Annotated in this window: 24 protein-coding genes, 1 pseudogene and 1 riboswitch; of the genes and pseudogenes, 10 read left to right on the top strand and 15 right to left on the bottom strand. The window is 42.5% G+C overall.

Features of this window, described 5'->3' with window-relative positions:
- Positions 1-163 (top strand): annotated as a pseudogene (locus tag RCO25_RS35105) (ISNCY family transposase); the annotation flags it as partial.
- A 97-nt stretch (positions 164-260) separates the two neighbouring features.
- On the opposite strand, the gene RCO25_RS15890 reads toward RCO25_RS35105, so the two are convergent.
- Positions 261-1,040: a phytanoyl-CoA dioxygenase family protein gene (locus RCO25_RS15890; RefSeq protein ID WP_308997119.1), complete on the bottom strand. Its 780-nt coding sequence runs from the start codon at positions 1,038-1,040 to the stop codon at positions 261-263.
- Positions 1,041-1,165: 125 nt separating this feature from the next.
- On the opposite strand from RCO25_RS15890, the gene RCO25_RS15885 reads away from it, so the two are divergent.
- Positions 1,166-2,053 carry an AraC family transcriptional regulator gene (locus tag RCO25_RS15885; protein WP_308997118.1) on the top strand — a complete coding sequence of 296 codons (888 nt, stop codon included), beginning with the start codon at positions 1,166-1,168 and terminating at the stop codon, positions 2,051-2,053.
- Between the two features lie 19 nt (positions 2,054-2,072).
- Here RCO25_RS15885 and RCO25_RS15880 read toward each other — a convergent pair whose 3' ends face one another.
- Entirely contained in the window at positions 2,073-2,834 is a 762-nt protein-coding gene (locus tag RCO25_RS15880; RefSeq protein WP_308997117.1) for a metallophosphoesterase, read from the bottom strand.
- A gap of 396 nt (positions 2,835-3,230) precedes the next feature.
- Here RCO25_RS15880 and RCO25_RS15875 point away from each other — a divergent pair, with 396 nt between their 5' ends.
- The 7 genes from RCO25_RS15875 to RCO25_RS15845 all read left to right on the top strand — a co-directional run bounded on the left by RCO25_RS15875 (position 3,231) and on the right by RCO25_RS15845 (position 9,486).
- On the top strand, positions 3,231-5,168 hold the full coding sequence (locus RCO25_RS15875; RefSeq protein WP_308997116.1) for an asparagine synthase-related protein: 1,938 nt from the start codon (positions 3,231-3,233) through the stop codon (positions 5,166-5,168).
- A 15-nt stretch (positions 5,169-5,183) separates the two neighbouring features.
- Positions 5,184-5,321, top strand: a complete 138-nt coding sequence (locus tag RCO25_RS15870) for a paeninodin family lasso peptide (RefSeq protein ID WP_308997115.1) — start codon at positions 5,184-5,186, stop codon at positions 5,319-5,321.
- Between the two features lie 98 nt (positions 5,322-5,419).
- Positions 5,420-6,352 carry an aldolase gene (locus tag RCO25_RS15865; protein WP_308997114.1) on the top strand — a complete coding sequence of 311 codons (933 nt, stop codon included), beginning with the start codon at positions 5,420-5,422 and terminating at the stop codon, positions 6,350-6,352.
- 1 nt (position 6,353) lies between these two features.
- Complete coding sequence (locus RCO25_RS15860; RefSeq protein ID WP_308997113.1) at positions 6,354-6,671, top strand: lasso peptide biosynthesis PqqD family chaperone; 318 nt, start codon at positions 6,354-6,356, stop codon at positions 6,669-6,671.
- A complete protein-coding gene (locus tag RCO25_RS15855; protein WP_374992118.1) occupies positions 6,634-7,083 on the top strand; it encodes a lasso peptide biosynthesis B2 protein in 450 nt (149 codons plus the stop codon). Before RCO25_RS15860 ends, RCO25_RS15855 begins: the two co-directional genes overlap by 38 nt.
- Positions 7,084-7,150: 67 nt before the next feature.
- Entirely contained in the window at positions 7,151-8,947 is a 1,797-nt protein-coding gene (locus tag RCO25_RS15850) for an ABC transporter ATP-binding protein (RefSeq protein ID WP_308997112.1), read from the top strand.
- 209 nt (positions 8,948-9,156) lie between these two features.
- On the top strand, positions 9,157-9,486 hold the full coding sequence (locus tag RCO25_RS15845; RefSeq protein ID WP_308997111.1) for a helix-turn-helix domain-containing protein: 330 nt from the start codon (positions 9,157-9,159) through the stop codon (positions 9,484-9,486).
- Positions 9,487-9,499: 13 nt separating this feature from the next.
- Here RCO25_RS15845 and sinI read toward each other — a convergent pair whose 3' ends face one another.
- The 4 genes from sinI to RCO25_RS15825 all read right to left on the bottom strand — a co-directional run bounded on the left by sinI (position 9,500) and on the right by RCO25_RS15825 (position 13,732).
- Positions 9,500-9,661, bottom strand: a complete 162-nt coding sequence (gene sinI / locus RCO25_RS15840) for a DNA-binding anti-repressor SinI (protein ID WP_308997110.1) — start codon at positions 9,659-9,661, stop codon at positions 9,500-9,502.
- Between the two features lie 18 nt (positions 9,662-9,679).
- A riboswitch (cyclic di-GMP riboswitch) is annotated at positions 9,680-9,761 on the bottom strand.
- A 360-nt stretch (positions 9,762-10,121) separates the two neighbouring features.
- On the bottom strand, positions 10,122-11,168 hold the full coding sequence (gene galE, locus RCO25_RS15835) for a UDP-glucose 4-epimerase GalE (protein WP_308997109.1): 1,047 nt from the start codon (positions 11,166-11,168) through the stop codon (positions 10,122-10,124).
- Positions 11,169-11,298: 130 nt separating this feature from the next.
- A complete protein-coding gene (locus tag RCO25_RS15830; RefSeq protein ID WP_308997108.1) occupies positions 11,299-12,516 on the bottom strand; it encodes a glycosyltransferase in 1,218 nt (405 codons plus the stop codon).
- Between the two features lie 13 nt (positions 12,517-12,529).
- Complete coding sequence (locus tag RCO25_RS15825) at positions 12,530-13,732, bottom strand: nucleotidyltransferase domain-containing protein (RefSeq protein ID WP_308997107.1); 1,203 nt, start codon at positions 13,730-13,732, stop codon at positions 12,530-12,532.
- Between the two features lie 206 nt (positions 13,733-13,938).
- Here RCO25_RS15825 and RCO25_RS15820 point away from each other — a divergent pair, with 206 nt between their 5' ends.
- Complete coding sequence (locus RCO25_RS15820; protein ID WP_308997106.1) at positions 13,939-14,595, top strand: acetyltransferase; 657 nt, start codon at positions 13,939-13,941, stop codon at positions 14,593-14,595.
- A gap of 8 nt (positions 14,596-14,603) precedes the next feature.
- Here RCO25_RS15820 and RCO25_RS15815 read toward each other — a convergent pair whose 3' ends face one another.
- The 9 genes from RCO25_RS15815 to RCO25_RS15775 all read right to left on the bottom strand — a co-directional run bounded on the left by RCO25_RS15815 (position 14,604) and on the right by RCO25_RS15775 (position 24,246).
- Positions 14,604-15,770, bottom strand: coding sequence for an aminotransferase class I/II-fold pyridoxal phosphate-dependent enzyme (locus RCO25_RS15815; RefSeq protein ID WP_308997126.1), 1,167 nt, complete (start codon positions 15,768-15,770; stop codon positions 14,604-14,606).
- Between the two features lie 83 nt (positions 15,771-15,853).
- Positions 15,854-16,459: a sugar transferase gene (locus RCO25_RS15810; RefSeq protein ID WP_308997125.1), complete on the bottom strand. Its 606-nt coding sequence runs from the start codon at positions 16,457-16,459 to the stop codon at positions 15,854-15,856.
- A gap of 38 nt (positions 16,460-16,497) precedes the next feature.
- Positions 16,498-17,238, bottom strand: coding sequence for a glycosyltransferase family 32 protein (locus RCO25_RS15805; RefSeq protein ID WP_308997105.1), 741 nt, complete (start codon positions 17,236-17,238; stop codon positions 16,498-16,500).
- A gap of 13 nt (positions 17,239-17,251) precedes the next feature.
- The gene (locus RCO25_RS15800) at positions 17,252-18,325 is read right to left on the bottom strand and encodes an EpsG family protein (RefSeq protein WP_308997104.1); all 1,074 of its coding nucleotides are present in this window, start codon (positions 18,323-18,325) and stop codon (positions 17,252-17,254) included.
- Positions 18,306-19,229, bottom strand: coding sequence for a glycosyltransferase family 2 protein (locus RCO25_RS15795; RefSeq protein WP_308997103.1), 924 nt, complete (start codon positions 19,227-19,229; stop codon positions 18,306-18,308). Before RCO25_RS15795 ends, RCO25_RS15800 begins: the two co-directional genes overlap by 20 nt.
- Entirely contained in the window at positions 19,195-20,340 is a 1,146-nt protein-coding gene (locus RCO25_RS15790; protein ID WP_308997102.1) for a glycosyltransferase family 1 protein, read from the bottom strand. The genes RCO25_RS15795 and RCO25_RS15790 overlap by 35 nt, the downstream gene beginning before the upstream one ends.
- A complete protein-coding gene (locus RCO25_RS15785; protein WP_308997101.1) occupies positions 20,325-21,491 on the bottom strand; it encodes a glycosyltransferase family 4 protein in 1,167 nt (388 codons plus the stop codon). Before RCO25_RS15785 ends, RCO25_RS15790 begins: the two co-directional genes overlap by 16 nt.
- 22 nt (positions 21,492-21,513) lie before the next feature.
- The gene (galU, locus tag RCO25_RS15780; protein ID WP_308997100.1) at positions 21,514-22,395 is read right to left on the bottom strand and encodes a UTP--glucose-1-phosphate uridylyltransferase GalU; all 882 of its coding nucleotides are present in this window, start codon (positions 22,393-22,395) and stop codon (positions 21,514-21,516) included.
- Positions 22,396-22,419: 24 nt separating this feature from the next.
- Positions 22,420-24,246: a polysaccharide biosynthesis protein gene (locus RCO25_RS15775; protein WP_308997124.1), complete on the bottom strand. Its 1,827-nt coding sequence runs from the start codon at positions 24,244-24,246 to the stop codon at positions 22,420-22,422.
- Positions 24,247-24,428: the final 182 nt, after the last annotated feature.

Here is a 24,428-nt window from a genome sequence, read left to right as displayed (position 1 = left end):
ACAAAAGAAAAAGGCGAGTTCTGCGCCCCAACGCAAACCCGCCGACGATCATCCGTGGAAAACCACGTATGACAACAACATTACTAACCGTAACACAAAACGCAGAGCCTTCCAAGATGCTATGTATTCACAGCACAACGGTTTTTCAGAGGCCTCCTGGTAAGGGCGGCCTCCATTTTAGCAAGTGACATTTTCATCGAACAGTTAAAGTGACATTTTCACAGACGATTGACATGAAGAAGAGTTAGATTGTGTTATGACTATACTTTTGTAAGTTCGAAATTTGGTTTGACGTTTTTAAAATCTACATTTTCGCCGCTCACCATAAGGCCCATGCCCCAATCAAAATGAACCTGCTCCGACGGTTTATCCGCTGCGTCACGATACTGGAATAAAACATTTCTTCGCGTTCTATCACTGCGGTTCACATCCGAACCATGAATCGTCAAGTAGTTGAAGAACAAAACATCACCTGCTTTGGCTGGGCAAAGCGTTCCCGAGGAGATCGGATACTCCTTATGATTAAGATAGTGTTTGCCCACATGCGGCAAAGGTCCTTGCAGATGCGAACCGGGAATCACGGCCAAGCAGCCGTTCTCCTCATCCGCGTCATCTAAATGCACGCTGGCAGCCAGCATGGAATGGTTATGATGCGGAAAATACGGGAAGTCCTGATGCATCGGAAACGCTGCTCCATTAGCAGGGGGCTTCACAAGCATTTTGGAATGATGGAGCTGAACATTGGGACCGATGATTTTGTTCAGAACGGCCGTCATTTTAGGGTGAATGACTGCTCTCGTAAAGGCCGCGTCATGGTAATGCACATCGTGAAAACCTTTCAGCACCAGCTTCTTAAGCTGCTCAGGTGGAAGGAAATCACCCTGCCAAGCATGGTTCGTATCCGCTTGATTCTGAGCTGCGCGATTAATGATCCTCTCGACCGCCGCTCTCATCTCCAGCACCTCTTCCTCATTAAACACGCCTCTTACCAGCAAATACCCGTTTTCCTTGTAAAATTGCACATCATCATTGACGTTCATATCGATTCTCCTTATCCTATAATTAGTCTGAATATGCTTTTATTATAGATGTGGTAAGGTGAATTCGTATTTATCCGTCAAAGACGTCTTTTTGCACAATTACGCCAAGGGAGCTGATGGTTCATATGTATGTTTGGCCAAAAAGCGAAGAGCGATTAAATCGGTACGCACGCTTGCTGCATGGCGATAGCGTAACCATTCATGTTTATTATTGGGGAGCGGTACAAGGATTAATCGAGAATACCGTTCATAAACATTCGTTTTTTGAGGTTTGCTACGTTACCGGAGGTAGTGGAATTTACGAGGAGGGGCATGTCACTTATCCATTGCGGGAGGGAGTTCTGTTTTGTTCCCGTCCAAATATATATCATCAAATTCGGGATGTAGACCAATTGGATTTATTATATGTGGCGTTTGAGCTTGATGAGAAGCTTTCAAAGCCAGATGAATTCGATTATTACAATCAAGCCTTAAATAGCGGACCGATATGGACAGATAAGCAGCAGCTCTCGCCGACTGCTCACATTTGGCACGCTTTGCTCGTTCCAAGCGGCGATAGTCATGCTGCTCCGATTTCTTTAATCCCTCAGCTTGCGCACGCCTTGATCCTTACTTTTCCCACTATCGTTGGCGGGAGGAACAGCAGCACGGAAACGGTATTACCCGCATCTAATGCTGCAATGCTCATCAGCCGCGCCAAGCTGTACATACGCGACAATCTCGGAGCGAACCTGAACCTCGCCGAGGTTGCCCGTTATATTAACGTATCGGAGCGGCATCTCTCAAGGCTGTTCTCGCAGAGCGTGCATGAGTCATTTTCCATGCTCGTTAGGCATGAGCGAATACGCGCCGCTGAGCAGCTGCTGTCGCAAACCTCAACGCCCATTAAGAGCATTGCTGAGCGCTGCGGTTTTTCATCCGTTCATTATTTTACAAGAACCTTTGCTGAGGCTAAAGGCATCCCACCCGCAGCTTTTCGGCAGGCTAGCCGCAGAAATTCCGAACAAGAATAGTACTTCTAATTATATGGGCTCATAAGTCATGTATTGTGATTTCGCTTCTAACCATAAAGCGGGCATTCACACCTGCTTGTCCGATTCCTTTTGAAATATAAAAGGTCCCGCGCTGGTCCGTGTGGAGCCCTTTGTAGATTCCTTTAGCCGAAAGCGGGCCTTTCGGCTTAATCGCAAAAAAGAACGGCACGTTCAGCTGCTTTCCATGCAGATGACCGGCCATTAAATAATGATACGGACGTTCGATCTTCAGTACGACGTTAGGATCATGTGTGATGATGATGATGGGCTTCGAGTCGTCGACAAATCGAAATGCTTGCTTGATATTACTGTGACCAGTACCGTAATCATCGATCCCGACTAATTGGAAATCCTCTAATAATACAGACTCGTTTAGCAGAATTTTTATTCCATAAACCTCAAATAGATCAAGCAATTTTTTTAAATTTGGCAGTTCATAATCATGATTACCCAAAACGGCATAAACAGGGACACCACAGTCAGCTATCACTTTAAAGTATTGAGCAGCTCGTGATAAATAGCGTTCTCTATAGGTAAAATCACCTGTCAAAAAAATATAGTGAGGATTAGTCATCTTAATTTCTTCCCTGATTCTTCTTGCACTCACACGCAGCCTGTCAAAGTGAAGATCGCTTATTTGAAGAATACGCTTATTAATGCCAATTGGATTGTTAAGCTTTTCCACTTTCAACCATTGTGTCGGAAAGATAAAGAACAGATATATGATAATGATGCATCCGCTAATGATTAAATAAATCAATATGATCCCACCTTTCCTCCATATGTAGAAATACTTTATAAACTAGTATATTCAACTGCATCCCCGATCACAACTGCGGAACAACATCACCTTTCATCTATTATGGCAGTGGCGTTGCTCTATCAAAGTCTGTTATTTCAGTAAAATGATACAAATTACAAATTAACTTGTTGACAATGAAACAGCAGAGATGTTAACCTAATCACAAGTTCTTTATAAAGAACAAAAACAAAAAACGATCTTTCATTTAAACTATAAATAAAGCCGTGATGGTTTAACTATTTCCTAATCTTTAATTCATTATTTAAACTACACACAACAGTTCTTAAATAAGAACAAAATGCCATTATAAATTCTTTTCATCAGCTTGTGCTTTATCAGCGACAGGAGGAAACAATGAGCGCTATAGTCGGTGTTTGTCATCTCAATAATGAACCTATTCATCCAGAACTGGGTATGCAGCTCTTGCAAGATCTGCAGCACTTTCCTGCAGATGATATCAACGCATGGCGCAATGAACATGTTTTCTTGGGATGTCACGCGCAATGGATTACACCTGAGTCCGTTACCGAAAACCTGCCCTACTTTGATCATTCAAGCGGACTCGCTATAACCGCCGATGCCATTATTGATAATCGTTCTGAACTATTTGAAAAACTACAAGTTGGATTGACTGATCGCAAGGGAATGACTGACAGTGCTTTAATCTTGCTTTCCTATCAGAAATGGGGAAAAGACGCTCCCAAGCATTTAATTGGCGATTTCGCTTTCGTTATATGGGATGAACAAAATCGCACCATGTTCGGCGCTAGAGATTTTTCTGGCAGCCGCACGCTATATTTTGCTCAAACAAAAGAGTTGTTTGCTTTCTCTACAACCATTCAACCTCTTTTTTCAATACCAGGCATAGATAAGCAGCTAAACGAACAATGGATATCCGAATTCCTAGCAATCCCAATAACAACCGATGCCGTTGATTTGTATACAACCGTGTACAAGAATGTAGGACAGATCCCCCCCTCGCACACGATTACGGTTTCCGATGGCGAGTTGAGGTTTTCTAGATATTCTACCTTAGCAGATGAGAACAAATTAAAACTCAAATCCAATGAAGAATACGAAGAGGCCTTTAGGGACGTTTTCCAAACAGCGGTCTCGTCTCGGCTTCGCACGTATCGACAGGTTGGAGCAAAATTAAGCGGAGGACTCGATTCCGGATCAGTTGTAAGCTTTGCAGCTAGGGAGCTGCGTGAGCAAAATAAACAATTACATACGTTTAGCTATGTACCACTTGAAGATTTTCAGGATTGGACACCTAAGAGCAGAATTGCGAACGAACGTCAAAATATTCAATCAACAGTCAAACATGTTGGCAATATAAATGATCAATACTTAAACTTCCCTGAAATGAATCCACTTACTGAGGTTGATGAGTGGCTCGATATCATGGAAACACCGTATAAATTTTACGAAAATTCTTTTTGGGTAAAGGGAATCTATCAACAAGCGCATGCTCAAAACCTTGGAGTTTTGCTTACTGGGAGCCGAGGAAACTGGACAATATCCTGGGGTCCCGCACTGGATTATCAAGCAAGCTTGCTAAGAAACTTAAAATGGGTTCAGTTTGCCAAGGAAACCCGTCTTTACAGCAAAGAGCTCGGAATTAATAAATCGCGTATTTTCCCAATAATCAGTAAAAAAGTATTTCCGAAAATCTCAAAACTGTTTTTTTCGAATAACGAGCCTGATCTTCCTGATCTCATTAACCCTGAATTTGCCAAAAGAACAAACGTCTATGAGCGGCTGCAGCAGCATGGTTACGACTTTTGGGGCAATCCTTTCCAGGATATTTATGAGGTAAGAAGAAAACAATTTGAAATGCTTTATTACTGGAATATAACCGGCACAGTCGGATGCAAGCAGTCTCTGCGTTATTCACTTTGGGAACGCGATGCAACGAACGATTTGCGCGTCATTCGATTTTGCTTATCCGTGCCTGAAGAGCAATTCGTACAAAACGGTTTTGATCGTTCACTCGTTCGTAGGTCAACAAAAAATTACTTGCCTGATAATATTAGACTAAATCAAAAAGTTCGCGGAATACAAGGTGCCGATGGTCTACATCGGATGATTCCCTCTTGGAACACACTTATTAACGAGCTCCAACAGGTTATACAAGATCCAATTATGTCTGAGTACCTAAATATTAAGGAACTAAAAAATGCATTGTCTATCATTGAAAAAGATCCACGTCCAGAGCTTGTCTTTGAGACTCATTTTCGAATATTGATGCGCAGTCTAATTTTTCACCGTTTTATCAAAAAACATGCTTGAAAGGAGGTGATTTCTATGCAAAACCAAGTAAAAAAAGCTTGGCAACAACCTGCTTTGGAAGTGCTTAATGTCAACATGACAATGGCTGGTCCAGGAATTAAAACTCCTGACGGAGTTCAGCCCGATCCAACAGAAGTAATTCACTTCAGTTAGTTTTAATCAATATTCTTTCATACTTAGAATTCAGGTGCCTATATATTTATATATAGGCACCTGCCCCAAATATCGCACCACGAACCGGAGTGATACTCATGATAAAGACCGAGAGCAAAAACAGCTATTATTCCTTTGGTTTCCGTATCGATAGCTATCTTCCACTGCCTGAGCTGCCCCCTATTATTGAACGTACCGATATCATTATAGAAACCGTCAATGTGACGAAGATGGATCTTTCAGCCTTTTGGAGCTCCGTTGCCTCTTTAAATGAATATTTCGCGGTAAATGACAATCAAGTACTCATTCGAGTGCCCGATACGGCGATTTTCTGCATTAGTAATGGCAATTCCATTGTTGTCTCTCCTTTTGAAGGATACAACGATGATAAAATCCGTTTGTACATACTCGGCACATGCATGGGTGTTATTCTTTTGCAAAAGAAAATTCTTCCGTTGCATGGAAGCGCAATCGCCATTAACGGAAAGGCTTATGCCATTCTTGGTGAATCGGGCGCCGGGAAATCAACGCTCGCGTCAATCCTGCTGGAAAAAGGGTTTCATTTATTGAGCGACGATTTAATTCCAGTAACGCTGAATCAAAATAATGTTCCAATGGTTTCGCCTTCCTATCCGCAACAAAAAATGTGGCAGGAAACCATCGACCACCTTGGTATGAGCTCATCCCATTTTCAACCACTTTTTGACAGAGAAACCAAATTTGCAGTGCCTGTCTCTTCAAGATTTTGCAGCCACTCCCTACCGTTAGCCGGTATATTTGAACTCGTAAAAACAGAAACAACCGCAGCGATTGAACCAATCAAAGGACTTGTAAGGTTTCAAATGTTGCTTCGACATACATTCCGTAACTTTCTCCTAGAGCACTTAGAACTACAGGGGTGGCATTTCACCACACTTTCACGCTTCGTCAATCAAATCGAAATGTTTCAGTTGCAAAGATCGTCTTCCTATTTCAGTGCGCACGAGCTTGCTGCCTTTTTATTAAACACTATTCCCAAGGAGGAGTTATGAAATGATTAATACCGAAACGATTACTTTATCCGATTACATTGTGTCTTGTGAGCAAAATATTGTAAGTGATATGGGCGACGAGAAAGTGATGCTTAGCATCCGTAACGGCAACTATTACAATTTGGGAACTACAGGAGGCCGTATTTGGGATTTTTTAGGTGAAGAGATTTCAGTTAAGAAAATTGTAGAGCAATTATTATCTGAATATGACGTTGAACAAAAGGAATGTGAACATCATGTTATTTCCTTCTTGGAACATATGAGGAAAGAAGGTCTAGTTCTTGTTACTCAAGAAAATAAAAATAATATTCTCACTTAAAAGACATACCTTCTTCTTATTTTGCGAGACTTATTTCTTCTTGGGATGGGCACGCCTCATCATGTATTGGCCATTTGCAAAAATTGCACCTTCGCTTGGAGCAAAGACGGAAGAAACCACCATTCATGCTGCAAACACGGACATGCGTACGCTAAAACATATTTCTCATGCCATTGCTATCATGAGTCGATATACTTTTTGGGAAAGCAAATGCCTTGTCAAGGCTATCGCAGGCTTAAAGATGCTAGAGAGACGAAAAATTGACAGCACCCTTTACCTCGGTACAGCAAAGGATGAGGAAGGGAAATTAATCGCTCATGCCTGGTTACGCAGCGGTCCCTTATATATCACGGGAGCTGATGTAATGGAAAAATTTATCGTCGTTGAGAAATTCGCAAAAAAGGCAAGCTAAGATATCTCTATGCGAATAAAATTAAAAATGCTTATACTTAATTGATTATCCCCGGAAGGAGAAATAAATGAATTACATTTTACACTTTATTAAGCGATTGCATCATTTTTCGGGAGTCGCTTTGTACATCAATATGTTCGGTATGACTGTCTCTAGTTTCTTGGAAAGCATTGGCATCTTATTATTGATTCCTATGCTGAGTCTTATCGGTATCGTAAGCCTGGATATGAACAATAGCTATTTTTCAGGTCTTTCTGATTACATGCGGGAACTCTCCCCTACTCTATCGTTACTAATCATTTTATGTATCTATGTAACTATTGTATTCATACAAAACTTCATCCAGCAAAAGGTTTCGATTAGAAACGTAGAAATTCAACAGCATTTCAGCCGCCATTTACGTCATGAAACCTACCAATCCATTCTTCAATCGAACTGGCCCTTCTTTTTAAAAAAAAGGTCATCCGATCTTATTAATTTGTTGACAATAGAATTAGCTCGCGTGCTTGGGGCTATCAATCTTTGTCTACAACTAATAACCTCATTTATTTTCACGCTAATCCAAATTGGAATTGCCTTTTGGCTGTCTCCTACACTGACCCTATTCGTATTGGGATGCGGCATTATTCTAGGTTTATTCTCCAGAAAATTCATCAAAGAGGCAAAAAAACTCGGGAATCAGACTTCTCAATTGTCCCAGAGCTACCTTGCAGGAATGACCGATCAATTAAATGGGATGAAGGATATTAAAAGCAATACACTTGAATCGTCGCGTTTAAACTGGCTTAAAGCTTTGACAAAAGGAATGATGGATGAACAAGTATCCTATATGAGGCTAAGGATGAACTCACAGCTTGTTTATAAATTAGCGTCTGCTTTACTCATTTCGTGCTTTATATTGGTTTCATTCAAGCTTTTCCAAACGCAAAGCATACAACTGCTGACGATTACCGTTATTTTTGCGCGTTTATGGCCAAGATTTACCACTATCCAATCCACCTTGGAACAACTCTACTCCATGATACCTGCTTGTAGAGCAATAATACTTCTTCAGAATGAATGCGGCGCAGCGGTTGAGCAGCTCGATTTGGTGAATGACAAAAATACTGCATTACGCATAAAACACGGGATTGAGTGCCGCAATGTTAGCTTTCGATACAACAAAGATGAAGATGCGTATACGCTGCAAAACATTAATCTATTCATTCCTTCAAATCAAATGACAGCCATAGCAGGCCCTTCAGGCGCAGGCAAAAGCACGCTTATTGATCTTATAATGGGATTGATGCAGCCTGAATCCGGTCAAATATTAGTTGACGGAGTCCCGATTACTAACCATAATCTAGTTTCCTTCCGAAAATCCATTAGCTATGTAGCACAAGATCCATTCCTTTTTAATGTAAGCATTAGAGAAAACTTCCACATGGTCAAGCCCGATGCTAGCGATGAACAGATGTGGGAAGCATTACAATTCGCATCCTCTTCTGATTTTGTGGGAAAGCTCCCTAATGGACTTGATACAGTTATAGGTGATCGTGGGACCCGACTTTCCGGAGGTGAACGTCAGCGGCTTGTAATAGCACGAGCTATCATACGTAAGCCATCCATCCTCGTTTTAGATGAAGCTACAAGCGCATTGGACACGGAGAACGAAAAGAAAATTCAAGAAGCAATCGATCGATTAAAAGGTACGATGACCGTTATCGTTGTTGCTCACCGATTATCAACCATTAAGCAAGCTGACCAAGTCATAGTAATCAATCAAGGAATTCTAGTTGAACAAGGAGAATTTCTTCAACTGGCAGCTGATTCAAAGAGTTTATTCGGAAATTTATTAAAAAATCAATCCGTGGCTAGCGCTTAGAAATGATATAGAAAAAATGAATAAAAAAGGGCTTACTCATAGGTAGGCCCTTTAGCTTGCAGCTTAAGATATTAGAATATTTTAATTCAATATTCATATGATAACATCCAATAACATACATAAGTGGCGGCTAAAGAGCTTTCGCATTCCTTAAATATTCGTTATAATAGGATTTAGTCTACAACGATGTAATGACGGAGGAGTTTGTTATGATCGGAGAACGCATAAAGACGCTGCGTAAGAGAAATGGCTTATCACTGACTGAACTTTCACAAAGAGCCGGTGTTGCGAAATCTTATCTAAGCTCCATTGAACGAGGACTTCAACAGAATCCTTCGATTCAATTTCTCGAAAAGGTAGGCGCGGTATTGAAGGTTCCAGTTGAAGAATTTTTGAATAGTGATCAGTCTGAGCAAAAGGATGAAAATCTTGATCTCGAATGGGCCGATTTAGTAAGAGAGGCTATGGCTTCCGGTGTCAGCAAGGATCAATTCAAAGAATTTTTGGAATTCAATAAATGGAAAATCAAGCGCGAATAGCGCTTTTTTATTCTTACACAGCAGTATCTTGCATATCATCCTTACTGCTTTCCTTTAAAATAAGTAGTGCTTTTTGCACATCTTCTTTGCTAAACCCTAATGTTCGTGCGTTCATAATTAATGCTACCCATTCCATATCTAAGTCTTGATGGCCATCTGAGTTTATAAGTACCATTTTCCCATGTCCCCCATTCAATTTGGGACGGTTGCACCACTGACTCCATGCGTTTAAGGTGCCCAGATACTAAACGCATTTCAACGTCTCCCTATGCTTGTCATTCACTTATAGATGTATTATAGATCACCATAATTGCGCATGCTGTCGCTTCATGTCTTACAAAAATGATAAATAATTACATTTTTTGTCGAATTACATTGAACAATCTAAAATGCAGAAGGACTGAGATATAAATAAATGAGGTACCTTAAATTCCGTTTTATGTAATTAAAAACTCAACTTTTTTTATAACATTAACTAATCCCGAATTCTGTCCCTTTCATTAGATATTGATACTTTGCGGTCAGAAATTTGTAATTAATGATATGATAGATTAATAAGATATGATGAGACTATGCATAATATGATAAACAAGCAAATGATTAAATCATTTGCCGAGATGATTCACTGACCACTGTTACTGCATTAAAACCAACTGAATATTTTCTTTATCAGGCTCGAATCCGTTCGGATTAGTTTCTTGCCAACGCCATGCATCCTCGCACATGTCTTCAATTCCTAACGATGCAGCCCAATTCAGCTCTTCATTCGCCTTAAGTGTGTTCGCGTAGCATACGGCTATATCGCCCGGTCTACGATCAACAATCACAAATGGGATACTTCGTCCTGATGCCTTCTCGAAAGCTGTAATCATTTCTAACACACTGTAGCCGCGTCCAGTTCCGAGGTTATAAATATCCACCCCAGATTTATTCATAACTTTATCCAATGCACGTAAATGACCTCTAGCAAGGTCTACAACATGGATATAATCCCTTACTCCTGTACCATCGATAGTTGAATAATCATCACCAAAAACATTTACATGTTTTAGCTTGCCAACTGCTACTTGAGAGATATAAGGCATTAGGTTATTTGGAATACCATTTGGATTTTCGCCAATCCTACCACTTTTGTGTGCCCCTATAGGATTGAAGTATCGTAATATAGAAATCCCCCATTGATCGTACGACCCAGCTAAATCTTGCAATATTTGTTCAAGCATTAGCTTCGTTCTTCCATATGGATTCGTTGCTCCTAAAGGAAAGTTCTCAGAAATTGGTACCTGTTCTGGTAAACCATAAACAGTTGCAGACGAGCTAAATACTAATTTATACACTCCGAATTTCTTCATAACCTCACATAGTATTAAGGTACTTGTAATATTCGTATGGTAATAAGATAACGGTAATTGAACCGATTCGCCGACAGATTTAAGACCTGCGAAGTGAACGACCGCGTCGATCCGATGCTTAGTGAAAACCTCCTCCAGCCCGGTTTTGTCCATGAGGTCCATTTTATAAAATGTAAATGTTTTGTTGGTAATCTCCACGACTCTGTTTAAAGAAAGATGACTACTATTAGACAAATTGTCAACAATAATTACCTCGTACCCCGCTTCAAGAAGCTCCACACATGTGTGACTACCAATATAACCAGCACCACCTGTAATTAAGATTGCCATTTCATTAGCTCCTCCTATAAACTCCATTATAAAAAACAAATTAGTTCTTTATTAAGAACTAATTGTCAAATAATACCGGCGATATAAGGCTCGGCATTGAATACAGGAACAATAACGCTAACCTTTATATTCACTTACTACTACTCCCCTGAAGCCCTATCAGCTCATATAACTTCTCTAGCTCACCGCTATTGCTGTAATCGGAGCTTTTACAATGATTCGCTAGGCGTTCTCTCAGCTCGCGGTCCTTGTATAATTTCTCGATCCCCTCAGCTACGCCTTCGACTGATAAATCGGTGATATAGCCATCCGTCAAATGATCGATTTGGCTTTCCGCTGTCGAATAATTTGTAATGACGATTGGCTTCCCTAAAATTTTAGCTTCTGTAACGGTAACCGCTTTGCCCTCGTACCTCGAGGGCTGCACGTATAAGTCACATAAATTCATATACGGATAAGGATTTAATTGCTTTCCTAGCAATATAAATTGCCCTTCCAGTTGATTTTTCTTGATCAATTCTTGTAACATCGCTTCATCTCCGCCATAACCGACAATATACCAAACCATATCGTCATAGCCTTTATCTACTAGAAGCTTAAATGCTTTTATCGCATCATCGAATCCTTTGGCATGACAGAGTCTTCCGACAGACAGCAGCTTAAAACGCGTATCATGAGCCAGAGGGTTAGATTCTGCCTGTTCATAGGACATACTACGAATAATCAAGGGCGAAACGATATTTTCCATAACGACTACCTTTTCTCTTAATGACTCATAGCGCTTTAGAAAAGATTCCCTGCAGGCATCGGAAACGGCAATGATGTATTCAAATTTTTCCCACATTTTCAGATCCATTTTATAATTTGCAGCTATCGTGGAATAATCCGTATGAATCCAAGCAATCTTCTTATCGGCGGTAACCTTGTCGGCAACGAAGTAATGCGGCCATAAATAACTGATTGCAACGTCATATTCCTTTTCTAATCTAGGTAGAAATGGCATTGCATACTTCCACACTAATTGCATTTGAACATAACCGATTTCATGTATGCCTTTAATTTTGCCTTGAAGTAAAGAATGGCCTTTCGCTATAACACGGGAAAGACCAATTGGCAGCTGCTTATCTTGAAATGTTTCTTTAATGGATTTTCTGAATGAGGTGTACTGAGCGATTTCACCCAGTAAATTCGCCTTATCTGTTAACAAACCCATAAAATCTCCCTTATGCCGGTACAGCATCAGATCGATGTCAAAATCCGCATAGTTAAACTCATCAAGCATTCCAGCTAAGCTTCTCTCGACACCGCCGACTTCCATATCGTAAGAAGCGATCAATACATTTCTCATCCTGAGCTCCTATTCACATATAGGTTTCTTTATTTTGATTTTTACTTCTAAGCTTCCTCCACCCCCATATGAATGGCCGAAGCGGAAAATAGAGAAAGTGCAGCGGCTGTGGAAGCGGCAGCGTCTTGGCATCCTCTGGATATGGAAAAAGAAAGCTTGCAATAAACATGACCTTTTGTCTAAAGGTCAATAGACCAAATAAATACTTTCTATGATAGCGGTCGACTTCTACCGCTATTGGAGGACTATGAAGATTTATCATTCTATGTACGTAAAACATGGCATCCTCAGCTGACCATTCTGCTCTTCTATCGTTTAGTAACGGCTTCATTTCCTCACGTAAAGGAACTGCAAACAGCTTCGCTAATAATAGTAATGCCTGACCGCCGATATGCGTGAACTGATGCTTTCGAAGGAGACTAATCAGTTTGGGCCAATCTATCTTTTGATCCAACAACTGCTTAATATCAAGTAACCAACGAAGTCTAGACCAGCCGTGACGAGCGCCATGAGAGACCAGAAACATAAATAAGTCTTCTCTCCCCAAATAGTAGATAGGTCGTGTGATTAACGAACTTTGTCTTCTTCTCTCCCATAGATCATCAAACTTCGGTTCCTTCGCCGGAGCAGGATTGAGTCTCCAATGAACCTCTACTTTGATTCCCTTTTCAGGATGCATAAATGAAGTATGATGATGACGCCATTTCCAGTCGTTCAGTACGGAGACGATATAATCATCCTTTTCATACCCGCAAGAGAGGAGGAGGCTTTCCGTTCTCTCTAAGTCTTTCAGCGGAATAAGCAAATCCAAATCGCATGAAGTCCGAAGAGATACGTCACCATAAAGATCTGCAGCAATGACGGGCCCCTTTAAAAACAACGATCTTATACCGTTGTCAGAAAATAATTTGGCAATCTGCTCCATCTCGCCGCTTAGAGCAAGCATTTGCAGTGTATTCCGATAATAGTCGCGATGGAACAGTTGGGATACAAATGTAGGAATCCCAATCGCTTTTAATTTTTGCAGCTTGTTATTAAGCGAAGGAAAGACGCGATGGTGTCTCGCTAATTCAATAAACTGGTCCCAATCCGCATGGCGGATGAGTTCCTGCAAATCAAATGTAATCTCCGTCTTGTTATCCATTGCAAGAATAGAGAGCATTAATCTTAATTCGTCAGATAGTTCTTCTTTATGGAGAGTGACATCGTTATTCATGAATATCTCCTTCATGCTAATTAGCCAATAACGAACAAAATATTTATTTTGTTCTATAAAACGAACACAAGTACAGATTAACACCTTACCTAATATCTGTCAATCATCATTCCATTTGTTCAGTATTCTTTTAGAAAAAAAGGATTTTTTCTGCTAGAATGAATAAGTGATTGGAACGTTTTTACGAATAAGGAGGTTTTAATCCTATGGAAAAAATAATCTTATACGGAGCCGGAGGCCATGCAAAGGTTGTTATAGATACGATTGAAAAGGCTGGTTTGTATCAAATAGCAGGCATCCTTGATGGTTATAAGCCAGTCGGCTCAACCTTTTACGGCTATGAAATTTTAGGCGATGAAAGCTGGCTTGCAGCCAATCTTTCAACCGTCAGCAGCGGCATAGTAGCCATTGGAGATAATTGGACCCGTGCAGCTATTGTCGCAAAAATAAAAGAAGCACATCCTCATTTTACTTTTATAAGTGCTGTTCACCCAGCTGCTTCTATCGCTAAGGGCGCACAAATTGGCAACGGGACAATCGTCATGGCAGGCTGCGTCATTAATAGCGATACGCAGATCGGCGAGCACTGCGTCATGTATACCCAATCTTCTGCTGATCATGACTCAAGGCTTGGCAGCTTCGTTACCTTTGCCCCTAAAGCCTGTACGGGAGGCAACGTTAGTATTGGCGATTATTCCGTTCTATCCTTAGGTGCAAATGTTATTCATGGCATAACGATTGGCGAGCACACTGTAATCGGCGCCGGCTCTACCGTTTTAACCGATATCCCAGCTTATACAATTGCTTACGGTACTCCAGCCAGAGCTGTACGAATAAGAGAACAGGGCGAGCGTTACCTTTAATTGTCTTCCTAGGCTGATTGCGCGCTCTTTTCTGCTGCTCTCTCGAACACATCGTTAATACAGTCCACAACCCTTACCTGATCAACAATGGTCATACTCGACCCCGAAGGCAAACAAATTCCGCTTTGGAATAAACGCTCACAAACGGATACGTCGCCGGCATGGGCATAGAAACGGGTACCTTCGAACAGCGGTTGCAAGTGCAATGGCTTCCAAAGCGGGCGGGCTTCAATATTGGAGGCTGCCATCGCATCCAGCAGCTCCGTTATCGTTGTATTCGTTTCGTTCTTGTCCATAACGAGAGTCGTCAACCAACGATTCGATCTGGTATTCTGCAGTTCAGGCATAAAATGAATACCAGGTCGAGCCGAGAATGCCCGTACATAGTTGTCATATACCGCCCTTCTAGCTGCAACCCGTTCGTCCAAGACCTCCAGCTGCGCTCGTCCAACACCAGCTAAAATATTGCTCATTCTGTAATTAAAGCCCATACTGCTGTGCTGATAATGCGGAGCCGCATCCCTTGCCTGCGTTGCAAGAAAGCGTGCTTTGTTTAAAAGCTCTACATCATCGGAAACCAGCATGCCGCCTCCAGAAGTCGTAATGATTTTATTCCCGTTAAAAGAATAAATACCGAACTTCCCGAGGGTGCCGCTCTGCTTTCCTTTGTACGTGGAGCCCAGCGATTCAGCGGCATCCTCGACTAAGGGAACCTCGTATTGCTCACACAAAGCAACAAGCTCATCCATCTTAGAAACTTGACCATACAAATGTACAACAATTACCGCTTTAGGCAGCTTTCCTTTGCGGCTCGCTTCCTCAAAAGCTCTTTGCAATGCAATAGGCGACATATTCCACGTTTCCGGTTCAGAATCGATAAACACAGGCTCTGCACCGCAATAACGAATAGGATTGGCACTTGCTACGAATGTGAAGCTAGAGCAAAAAACCGTATCCCCTGCGCCTACTTCAAGCAATTGCAAGGTAAGGTGTATAGCAGCCGTACCAGAGCTGACAGCAACCGCATCTGCAGATCCCGCGTAAGCCGCAATTTGTTTCTCGAAAGCATCGATATTGGGACCTAACGGCGCAATCCAATTCGATTCAAAGGCTTCATTAATATAACTGCGCTCCTTCCCGCTCATATGCGGAGGGGATAAATAAATTCTTTTCATCTCATTTGCTGACAATTTGCCACACATCCTCTTCAAATATAATAAGCCACTCCTCAAGCAAGTCAGATGCTTGAAAAATGGCTTTATCCCTCGCTATTGGTCGTCGTTCCTTGGAATACAGGCATCGTCACGTGATTGCCATTAGATACTCCTTCGGATTTCAGCACCTTTTTTACAGTCAGCAGTAATATTTTAATATCCAACAAGAGGCTTCGATTTTCTACATACCAAACATCATGCTCAAATCGGGATTCCCATGAAACTGCGTTGCGGCCGTTAATCTGTGCCCAACCCGTTATTCCGGGACGGACGAGATGACGCTTCGCCTGCTGTTCATTATAAAGCGGCAAATATTCCATAAGGAGCGGCCGAGGCCCAATTAAGCTTAGCTCTCCCTTGATTACGTTAACGAGCTGGAGAAGCTCATCAAGGCTAGATTTCCGCATTAGGCTTCCGAAAGCGGTCAGTCTTAGATGATCGGGCAGCAGCTCACCCAAACTGTCTCTCTCCGAGGTCATTGTACGAAATTTATACACATAAAATGGAACACCGTGCAAGCCTGGACGCTGCTGCTTGAATATAATAGGCGATCCTAGCTTTGATCGGACTAAAATTGCGGTTATTGCAATAACGGGAGATAGTACAATTAGCAACAAACTGGAAATGGCCAGATCAAACATTCGTTTTATCATCCGTATGGGCTCCTGATATGTATTCTATTTTTCTCTTAGTTTAACGATAGCAGCTGTCTCATTTTTGAAATCATCTTCGGCCCGACGATACGGCTCACGACTTTCTTTACCTCGCCTCTGAAGCGCACATGTGCAGGAAGCCAAGATTGAGCAAAATGATGAATCGTGTGGCTGTCATTCGTTATGTAGTTTCCGCCGTCGATATAATCATAAGGACTAAAATAAGTTCTCGGATAAAAGGTTACGCCATTACGCAGCACCTGATAATCTCCATTCAGCTTGAGACCATGACGACTGCAAATTTCAGTAATGACTGCCGTATTCGTCGTCGTGTCCAGCTTTCCGTCAGGCAGCAAGAAGCTTCGCGTATCATAATTTTCCAGCAGCTCTTTGATCCAAGGATGTCCCTTTGCTGCCCCCATCGTGCCGGATTGCAAAAACTTCTGGTCCTCGAAACCTGAAAAGGCTTCATGCTGAAGAAAAACGCTTAACGGCTTAATAACCTCGACATCCGTATCCAAATATATGCCGCCGTGCTTATGAAGCGCGTATAAACGAACATAATCGCTTACGAAAGCAAATTTACGGGCCTCGTATGCCTCTTTGACATAAGGAATAGAAGAGATATCAAAGTTATCTTCATTCCACTCCATTACTTGAAAATCACTCAAATGCTTTTCCCAGCTTTTCATGCATTTCACGATTTTGCGCGGCTTTTCTCCGCGGCCAAACCAGCAGTAATGCAAGATCCGAGGAATTTGCTCAACTCCGCTCACGTTGCTGCCTCCTTTATGATGGCCATACTAAATATTTACTTGTATACCTTATGTCCAAAGTGATGACACTCTCAAAATAGAAAAAAAACAAATAGAAAATCAAAATTGCGAAGTATATCAATTTCTGATCCTTCTCGCGGAATACCTTAACGATCCACCCTATCAGAATTAACTGATAAAGGTTAAAATAAATTGTCATTCGTGCGAAAATCCAATTTTGGGTGGAAATGATCATGAGTACGATACCAATGACCGAAAGGTTAGCTAGGATATCACTCTTTGGAAACAGATATCTCAGCTTCTCTCTACCAAAAAAAGCTATGATTACTGGGACAGCATAAACGAATACCCGTATTACACTCGCTCCGCCTTCTTCAAAGTTCTGATAATGGGCGTACTGAGTGCCCTGTATCGCTTTAAACAACAAATCTGAGAATTGATTAAACCCTATGACAATTAAGATAGCCACTGATAATAATGCATAAGTAGCGCCCGTCCACGCCTTCCTTCTAACAATGAAATAGATCGGAAGCATAACGAGTGCGCTTTGGTGAAAAACGGTGGCGAATAGTACCACTAACATATACGTTTTCCATTTGCCTTCGAACAAAGCCTTTGTTGCTGCAAATACGATAGCTGCTGCCAGAAACTGTCTGAGGCCGTTCATCGATACGACAAATGCGCCGGACGTAATGTAAACATACAAGCTTAATTCATACATCCGCGAATATTTGTACATTACAATTGCGATAAGCATGTTTGTCACTAACGCAGTTGTAATAAGCAAGATTTGCGGATCCTCTGTGATTTGTTTCAGGAGAAGCTGCAAAATACTAAATCCCATATCTTTTTGCTCGGTAATGGTGTCCCACTGGAAATTGTTCACTTCATAACCGTGCATATAAAAGAAGGTATCACCTATATTGTTTCTTAACCCCGATACTAGAATAAGCGATATGGCGGCTACCGCAGCTAATATTTTATTAGGCTGTATAAATGTAGGTCCGACAGCAGCTGGAGCCGAGAAAAACCTGGAAACGAGGGCAAATAAAAAAACGACAATCAGGTTAAGCCACAGGATAGTCATTTGCCGTTCCTTTCAGCGTATATACGTTTTTCGTTTTCAGCCTAATGTAACCATATAGAAGCAGACCTGGAATACATGCAGATAGAATAATTAGCTTAGATGGCACCTCATGAAGCCATTTTCTGTTTCTTGACATTAAACTGCTGGAAACATAGTGTACAGCCTGACGATATTTAAACGTCATCCCGCCAATTGGAAGCAGCAGCAGTGACTTGCGATAGAAAGCAAAGCCCTTAGGATTTTTCCGATACTGCATTAACATATTTCTTGAAGATCCGTCCGGTAAATATTCGACATGACAGAGCACTTCATTCAGGAGCAATAACTCATAATGCTGATTTAAATAATGATACTTATAATCAAGCCCCACATATTTCTCTCCGTCAAATAATGGATAAGGATACAGCTTCGTTAATGCGGTCCGATAAACTAATTTCTTATCTCCCGTAACGCCATATTTATGATATAAATCAAACAAGGTAGCGCTAGTTAGCCCTTCCGGTAATTCCGAACCGACTATGCTTCCGTCTATATAAGCATCCAGTCCAACAAAACCGCAAACCTTATCGCTCCGATTCTTACTCCAAAAAGCTACAATATGCTCCACTGCATCATCAGGCATATAGTCATCAGAATCGATACACACATTCAGTTCTGTTACCATTCGTTCATAAGCGGTGTTATGCGCTCCATGCATTCCTTTATTTTGTTGAAGGACATAGGTAATCGGCACGCGCTCCTCAGCGATCCAGCCGGCTACGAGTTCTTCAGTCCCGTCGCTTGAGCCATCATCAATGATAAGCCATTCAAAGTCTTTGCAGGTCTGCCGCTGCAAGCTCTCATAAACTTGATGTAAGCAATAAGCCCGATTATACGTGGGCGTAAACACGGTTAATGTCTTCATGTCTCACCTCATAATGGGATAAATAATAATCTGCAGCCCGCAGCGCCGTTTGCTGGATATCATAGCCTTTGATTGCTAAAATGCCAGCGGGAATCATACGCGACGGCTGTTTTGCTGCTTCGAGGACTCCCTCAACAGCACTAGCTTCGTTTTTAAGAGAGAAGAACTTGACTAAATGTATGCCCATATCAACTTCCGATGTAATATGATCGGAAATGATACAGGGCAATCCGGCAGCTTGTGCCTCAACTAGAGTAACCGGAAGACCTTCATGATGAGACGGAAATACAAACACGTCAAACGCTTGGAGCAGACTGCTAATATCGCTTCTTACGCCAAGGAATTTCACCTTAGCGGTGATTCCAAGCTCATTAACCTTCTGTTCGATCTCCGAGCGCAGAGGCCCATCTCCGACAAGCAGCAGCAAGCTGCTCTGTTTCTTTTGCTGCAGCTTATGGAATATGCTGATAAGCTGGGCATGGTTTTTTTGCAGATTGAACCTTCCGACATGTCCAATGACAAGACAGTCGTCAGGAATACCTAGCTCCTCCCGCATCTTCGTGCGGATGTCTGCTGAAAAAGCAAATTGCTCACAAGCTATTCCATTCTGCAAAATAAGCGTAGATTTCTCCCTACCAGGAAACATCCAACTGGCCGCTTCGCTTGAACAAGCGACATTATGCGTCGCAGCCGAGCGCACGAGAGTTCCTGCATACCATTTGTAGAGGCGGGCAGCAATGCCACCTTCGCTTCTCGTATTATGGCTGTGCGCGATGCGAACGGGAATGTTTGCCCTTTTTGCCGCACGCAGGACAAAGCCGCTCATTTTATCCATGTGTGAATGAACGACCTTGTAATAAGCGTGCATATGAAAAAATTGATCCAAAGCATGCAAATACTTTGAATGTCCGACATCGGTTATATGCGGGATGCGATGAATATTTCCGCCGAGACTGCGGATTTCTTCATCGAAAACCCCTTCTTTGCAGGTTAGAAAATCAAATTGGATCTTCGACCGATCAATATGACGGTATAAATTCATAAGTAAAGTCTCTGCGCCTCCACGATTCATGTTCGCGACGACATGTAAAATCCTTAAAGGACCGCCCATTGCAATCTCTCCTTTTTATCTGGCTGCGGCTGTTCCATTAATGGCTTGTAGATGTCGTTTAACTCTAGCGCTACCTGAGCCAATGAATATTTTTTAACCATTTCCGCGCTTTTTTCTCCCATTTGGAGCCGAAGCGTATTCGATCGGCTAAGCTCAAGCAGTCTGCCGGCAAAAGCCGTTACCTGATGAGCGGCTAGCACATACCCATTTTCCCCTTCAACAACCAGCTCCGAATGGCCTCTATTCTGCGTTGCGACAATCGGCAATCCGCAAGCCATGGCCTCCATAATATTTACCGGCAGCCCTTCGCGGAGACTGGAGGCGACAGCGACATCGCACATCGGCAAAAGCCTTTCGATATCCGACCTATACCCGAGAAAATGTACCATGGCGCCAACACCCAGCTGCTCTGCCAACCCTTGGCAAGCCGAAAGCATCGGGCCTTTTCCCGCTAGCAGCAGCCTTGCATGCGGCACCTGTTCCTTTATGGAAGCCAAGGCACGAATAAGCATTTGATGGTTTTTGTTTTTGTTGAATTCAGCTGCGTAAAACAGGAGAAAGTCATCTGTCCGGAAATCAAACTCCTGCCGTAGCCGCCATTTATCAATTTTGGCCAAAGGCTTATACCTCGTTGTATTTACGCCAACGCCATGGATATGCGCAATTTGCTTCGCTTTGAAGTTCTTGGAAACCGCCAGCTGGTAATCCTCGTTATTGATCGTGATCAGACAGTCCGTTTTGCGTGAGAGGCTCTTTTCTATCGGATAATAAAGCATCCAGTTCAAAAGCGAGGATCCTTTACAAAAGTGAAAGCCATGTGCAGTGTAGATTACCTTCGTGCCTTTTTTTCTGGCTGTTTGCGCAGCCAATCGAGCCAGCACGCCGCCCATCGGCGTATGGCAATGTATGATTTTATAATTCTGTTCCTGGATGATCGCCTTCAGCTCACGGTAGGCTTTCAAATTATTTCTGTGAACCGGTGAGCGCTCGATCGACAAATTAAACTTGTGGTCAACAAAAGGGAGGTCCAGCTCGCCCTTTGCGGCGATATGAACCTCCCAGCCCTGCTGCTTAAACCATTCAAGAACAGGCAAATGAAAAGCCTTGAAATGATAATCAACCGTTGCGCAAAATAGTATCTTATTAGGCATCCTATACCATCCTATACTAGAATTATTTTCTAGCAGCTTCTCGCTCAATCGTTTCCGACAAATAGTTTAATAAATCGTAACGCAGATCCTCCCGCTGAAGAGCGAACTCGATCGTTGTCTGTATAAAGCCCATCTTTTCTCCCACATCATGGCGCTTGCCTTCAAATTCATAAGCATAGACAGCCTCGGCTAAGTTTAATGCCGCAATGGCGTCTGTCAGCTGTATTTCTCCGCCTGCTCCCGGCGTTTGATTACCTAAAATCTCAAAAATAGCGGGGTTCAAAATATAGCGGCCCATAATGGCCATATTCGATGGAGCAAGTTCTCTGGAAGGCTTCTCGACCAAATGCCTCACCCTGTGAAAAGAATCCTCCATCGGCGTGCCATCAACGATGCCATAACGGGAAACGGCTTCATCCGCTACACGCTGCACACCGATTATCGAAGTATGGTACTGTTCATACTTTTCAATCATTTGCTTTATGCAAGGCTTTTCCGCGGAGATAATATCATCCCCGAGCAGTACTGCAAACGGTTCGTCTCCGATGAATTTGCGGGCACACCAGATCGCATGACCGAGGCCCTTTGGTTCCTTTTGACGAATATAATGTATATCTACCATATCCGCTGATTTGCGGACCTCGCTTAACAAATCATATTTATGCTTGGCGGTCAAAATTTGCTCGAGCTCCAACGAATTATCGAAATGGTCCTCAATCGCGCGTTTCCCTTTGCCCGTGACAATAATAATATCCTCAATGCCGGATTCGATCGCTTCTTCTACAATGTATTGAATCGTCGGCTTATCAACGATAGGCAGCATTTCCTTTGGCATCGCTTTTGTTGCCGGAAGAAACCTCGTACCCAGCCCAGCGGCTGGTATTATCGCTTTCCTTACTTTCATAGCTTCAGCAACCCCTTTGTCTTATTAGCCTGTTACAGATGCAAATTCAGGGAACTCCACAACGTTGTTGGCAAGATCCAGCAGCCTGATCCGTAACTCTGCTTTACTCATTCCGCCATGAAGGGCAATGATTTCTTCAATTTGGTCAAAATAAATCTCGCATGCTTTACCTATGTAAATTTTCGGGTATACTTGCTTATCATTGATTTCATTATCCTTGAGCATTTCTTCAAAGAGCTTTTCGCCCGGCCGAATGCCTGTATAATGAATGCCAATTTCTTCCACCGTGAAGCCTGACATACGAATGACGTTTTGTGCAAGATCGGTAATTTTGACGGGATCGCCCATGTCCAGAACGAATATTTCGCCGCCCCTGGCAAGTGCCCCCGCTTGTATTACAAGTCTTGAAGCCTCTGGGATCGTCATAAAATAACGAACCATATCCGGGTGGGTAACCGTTACGGGTCCGCCCTTCTCTATTTGTTTTTTGAACAGCGGAATGACGCTTCCGCGGCTGCCCAGCACATTGCCGAACCGAACAGCAACAAATTTCGTGTTGCTTATGTGATCCATGTGCTGTATCACCATTTCAGCAATTCTTTTCGTTGCACCCATGACGCTCGTTGGATTAACGGCCTTATCGGTTGAAATCATTACGAAGGTATCCACGCGGGCATGATTAGCTGCTCTAGCTGCATTCAATGTACCCATCACGTTATTTTTGAAGGCTTCTTCCGGATTTCTCTCCATCAACGGAACATGTTTATGGGCAGCCGCATGATATACAACCTGAGGACGATGCGTCTGCATTACCGTCAGCATTTTATTAGCATCCTGAAGATCCGCGATTTCAGTTATAAATTCAATATTGGTATGTCCATACAGCTCCCTTAGCTCCATCTCTATGGAGTAAATGCTGTTTTCCCCATGTCCGAGCAAAATAAGCTTTTCTGGCAAGAATCTCGATACTTGACGGCATACCTCAGAACCAATCGATCCCCCAGCTCCAGTTACCATCACAACCTTCTGCGTTACGTAGCCTGAAATACTCTCAATATCCAGCTCTACGGGCTCCCGGCCGAGTAAATCCTCGACCTGAACATCACGAAATTGACTAACCGAGATCCTTCCGGTAGCCAAATCCTCTAACATCGGAATAATTTGCGTTTTTGCTTTCGTTTTCGCACATTCGCTAAAAATCGTGTTCAACTGCTTTTTACTCAATGACGGAATCGCGATAACAATATTGTTTATATCCAACTCTATTGCGACCTTTGCAATGCTGGAAACGCCGCCCCTTACCGGTATTCCCATAATATCAAGGCTATGCTTATTCACATCATCATCAATGAAAGCAATCGGCAGCAGCTCCGTATCGCTGTTGCTGAGAAGCTGGCGGGCAAGCATCGTGCCAGCTGAGCCAGCACCTACGATCAAAGTACGCTTGCGCATGCCGGCATTTTTCTGGTAGCTGCCTCGGAAAATTCTCCAGCAAAGTCTAGAGCCTCCGATCAACAGCATGTGGATCATCCAGGTCACTGCAAGAAGCCTGAAAAAGACATCCTGCATAACGAGCTGTTGAATTACAGCCGCCGCAAGGATAGAAAACGAGACCGCCTTTGTAATAATGAGTAACTCTCCTACGCTTGCGTACTCCCACGCCTTCTTATACAGCTTGTAATAGAAGGAGAAAAAATGATGGCTTAACAAGAGAGTAATCGAGCTGATTACAATCGGTGCCGTCACCACATCAAGCGAAGCACTAAGTAAAAATCTGCTGAAAAAGATGGCGGTAAGCACGATAAAAGAATCGATCAACATTAAAAAAGACAATCTTTGCCGATACGTCAAAGCCATTTCACCCTTTCCTGAAATACATCAAATAAAGTAAATGCTAACGATGCATTCCGCTTTTGCTAATATCACGGAGACTACAGCAACACTTTTAGAGTGTTTAACTAAAAGGCTTTATGCAAAACCATTTAGTTAAAAACTCTAATGCAGAAATCAGGGCATTCAACCCCGCCTCACAC

Source organism: Paenibacillus sp. LHD-38 (assembly GCF_031157315.1).
Lineage (GTDB): Bacteria > Bacillota > Bacilli > Paenibacillales > Paenibacillaceae > Pristimantibacillus.
This window is presented reverse-complemented; position numbering and strand designations above follow the sequence as displayed.

What these genes read in the sequence shown, in the direction of transcription:
- RCO25_RS15875 (WP_308997116.1), top strand. Translation starts at nt 3,231, where the DNA reads ATGAGCGCTATAGTCGGTGTTTGTCATCTCAATAATGAACCTATTCAT.
- RCO25_RS15850 (WP_308997112.1), top strand. Translation starts at nt 7,151, where the DNA reads ATGAATTACATTTTACACTTTATTAAGCGATTGCATCATTTTTCGGGA.
- RCO25_RS15815 (WP_308997126.1), bottom strand. Translation starts at nt 15,770, where the DNA reads ATGAAAAGAATTTATTTATCCCCTCCGCATATGAGCGGGAAGGAGCGC.
- galU (WP_308997100.1), bottom strand. Translation starts at nt 22,395, where the DNA reads ATGAAAGTAAGGAAAGCGATAATACCAGCCGCTGGGCTGGGTACGAGG.
- RCO25_RS15825 (WP_308997107.1), bottom strand. Translation starts at nt 13,732, where the DNA reads ATGAATAACGATGTCACTCTCCATAAAGAAGAACTATCTGACGAATTA.
- RCO25_RS15845 (WP_308997111.1), top strand. Translation starts at nt 9,157, where the DNA reads ATGATCGGAGAACGCATAAAGACGCTGCGTAAGAGAAATGGCTTATCA.
- RCO25_RS15865 (WP_308997114.1), top strand. Translation starts at nt 5,420, where the DNA reads ATGATAAAGACCGAGAGCAAAAACAGCTATTATTCCTTTGGTTTCCGT.
- RCO25_RS15820 (WP_308997106.1), top strand. Translation starts at nt 13,939, where the DNA reads ATGGAAAAAATAATCTTATACGGAGCCGGAGGCCATGCAAAGGTTGTT.
- RCO25_RS15790 (WP_308997102.1), bottom strand. Translation starts at nt 20,340, where the DNA reads ATGGGCGGTCCTTTAAGGATTTTACATGTCGTCGCGAACATGAATCGT.
- RCO25_RS15885 (WP_308997118.1), top strand. Translation starts at nt 1,166, where the DNA reads ATGTATGTTTGGCCAAAAAGCGAAGAGCGATTAAATCGGTACGCACGC.
- RCO25_RS15860 (WP_308997113.1), top strand. Translation starts at nt 6,354, where the DNA reads ATGATTAATACCGAAACGATTACTTTATCCGATTACATTGTGTCTTGT.
- RCO25_RS15785 (WP_308997101.1), bottom strand. Translation starts at nt 21,491, where the DNA reads ATGCCTAATAAGATACTATTTTGCGCAACGGTTGATTATCATTTCAAG.
- sinI (WP_308997110.1), bottom strand. Translation starts at nt 9,661, where the DNA reads ATGGTACTTATAAACTCAGATGGCCATCAAGACTTAGATATGGAATGG.
- galE (WP_308997109.1), bottom strand. Translation starts at nt 11,168, where the DNA reads ATGGCAATCTTAATTACAGGTGGTGCTGGTTATATTGGTAGTCACACA.
- RCO25_RS15830 (WP_308997108.1), bottom strand. Translation starts at nt 12,516, where the DNA reads ATGAGAAATGTATTGATCGCTTCTTACGATATGGAAGTCGGCGGTGTC.
- RCO25_RS15890 (WP_308997119.1), bottom strand. Translation starts at nt 1,040, where the DNA reads ATGAACGTCAATGATGATGTGCAATTTTACAAGGAAAACGGGTATTTG.
- RCO25_RS15800 (WP_308997104.1), bottom strand. Translation starts at nt 18,325, where the DNA reads ATGACTATCCTGTGGCTTAACCTGATTGTCGTTTTTTTATTTGCCCTC.
- RCO25_RS15870 (WP_308997115.1), top strand. Translation starts at nt 5,184, where the DNA reads ATGCAAAACCAAGTAAAAAAAGCTTGGCAACAACCTGCTTTGGAAGTG.
- RCO25_RS15795 (WP_308997103.1), bottom strand. Translation starts at nt 19,229, where the DNA reads ATGAAGACATTAACCGTGTTTACGCCCACGTATAATCGGGCTTATTGC.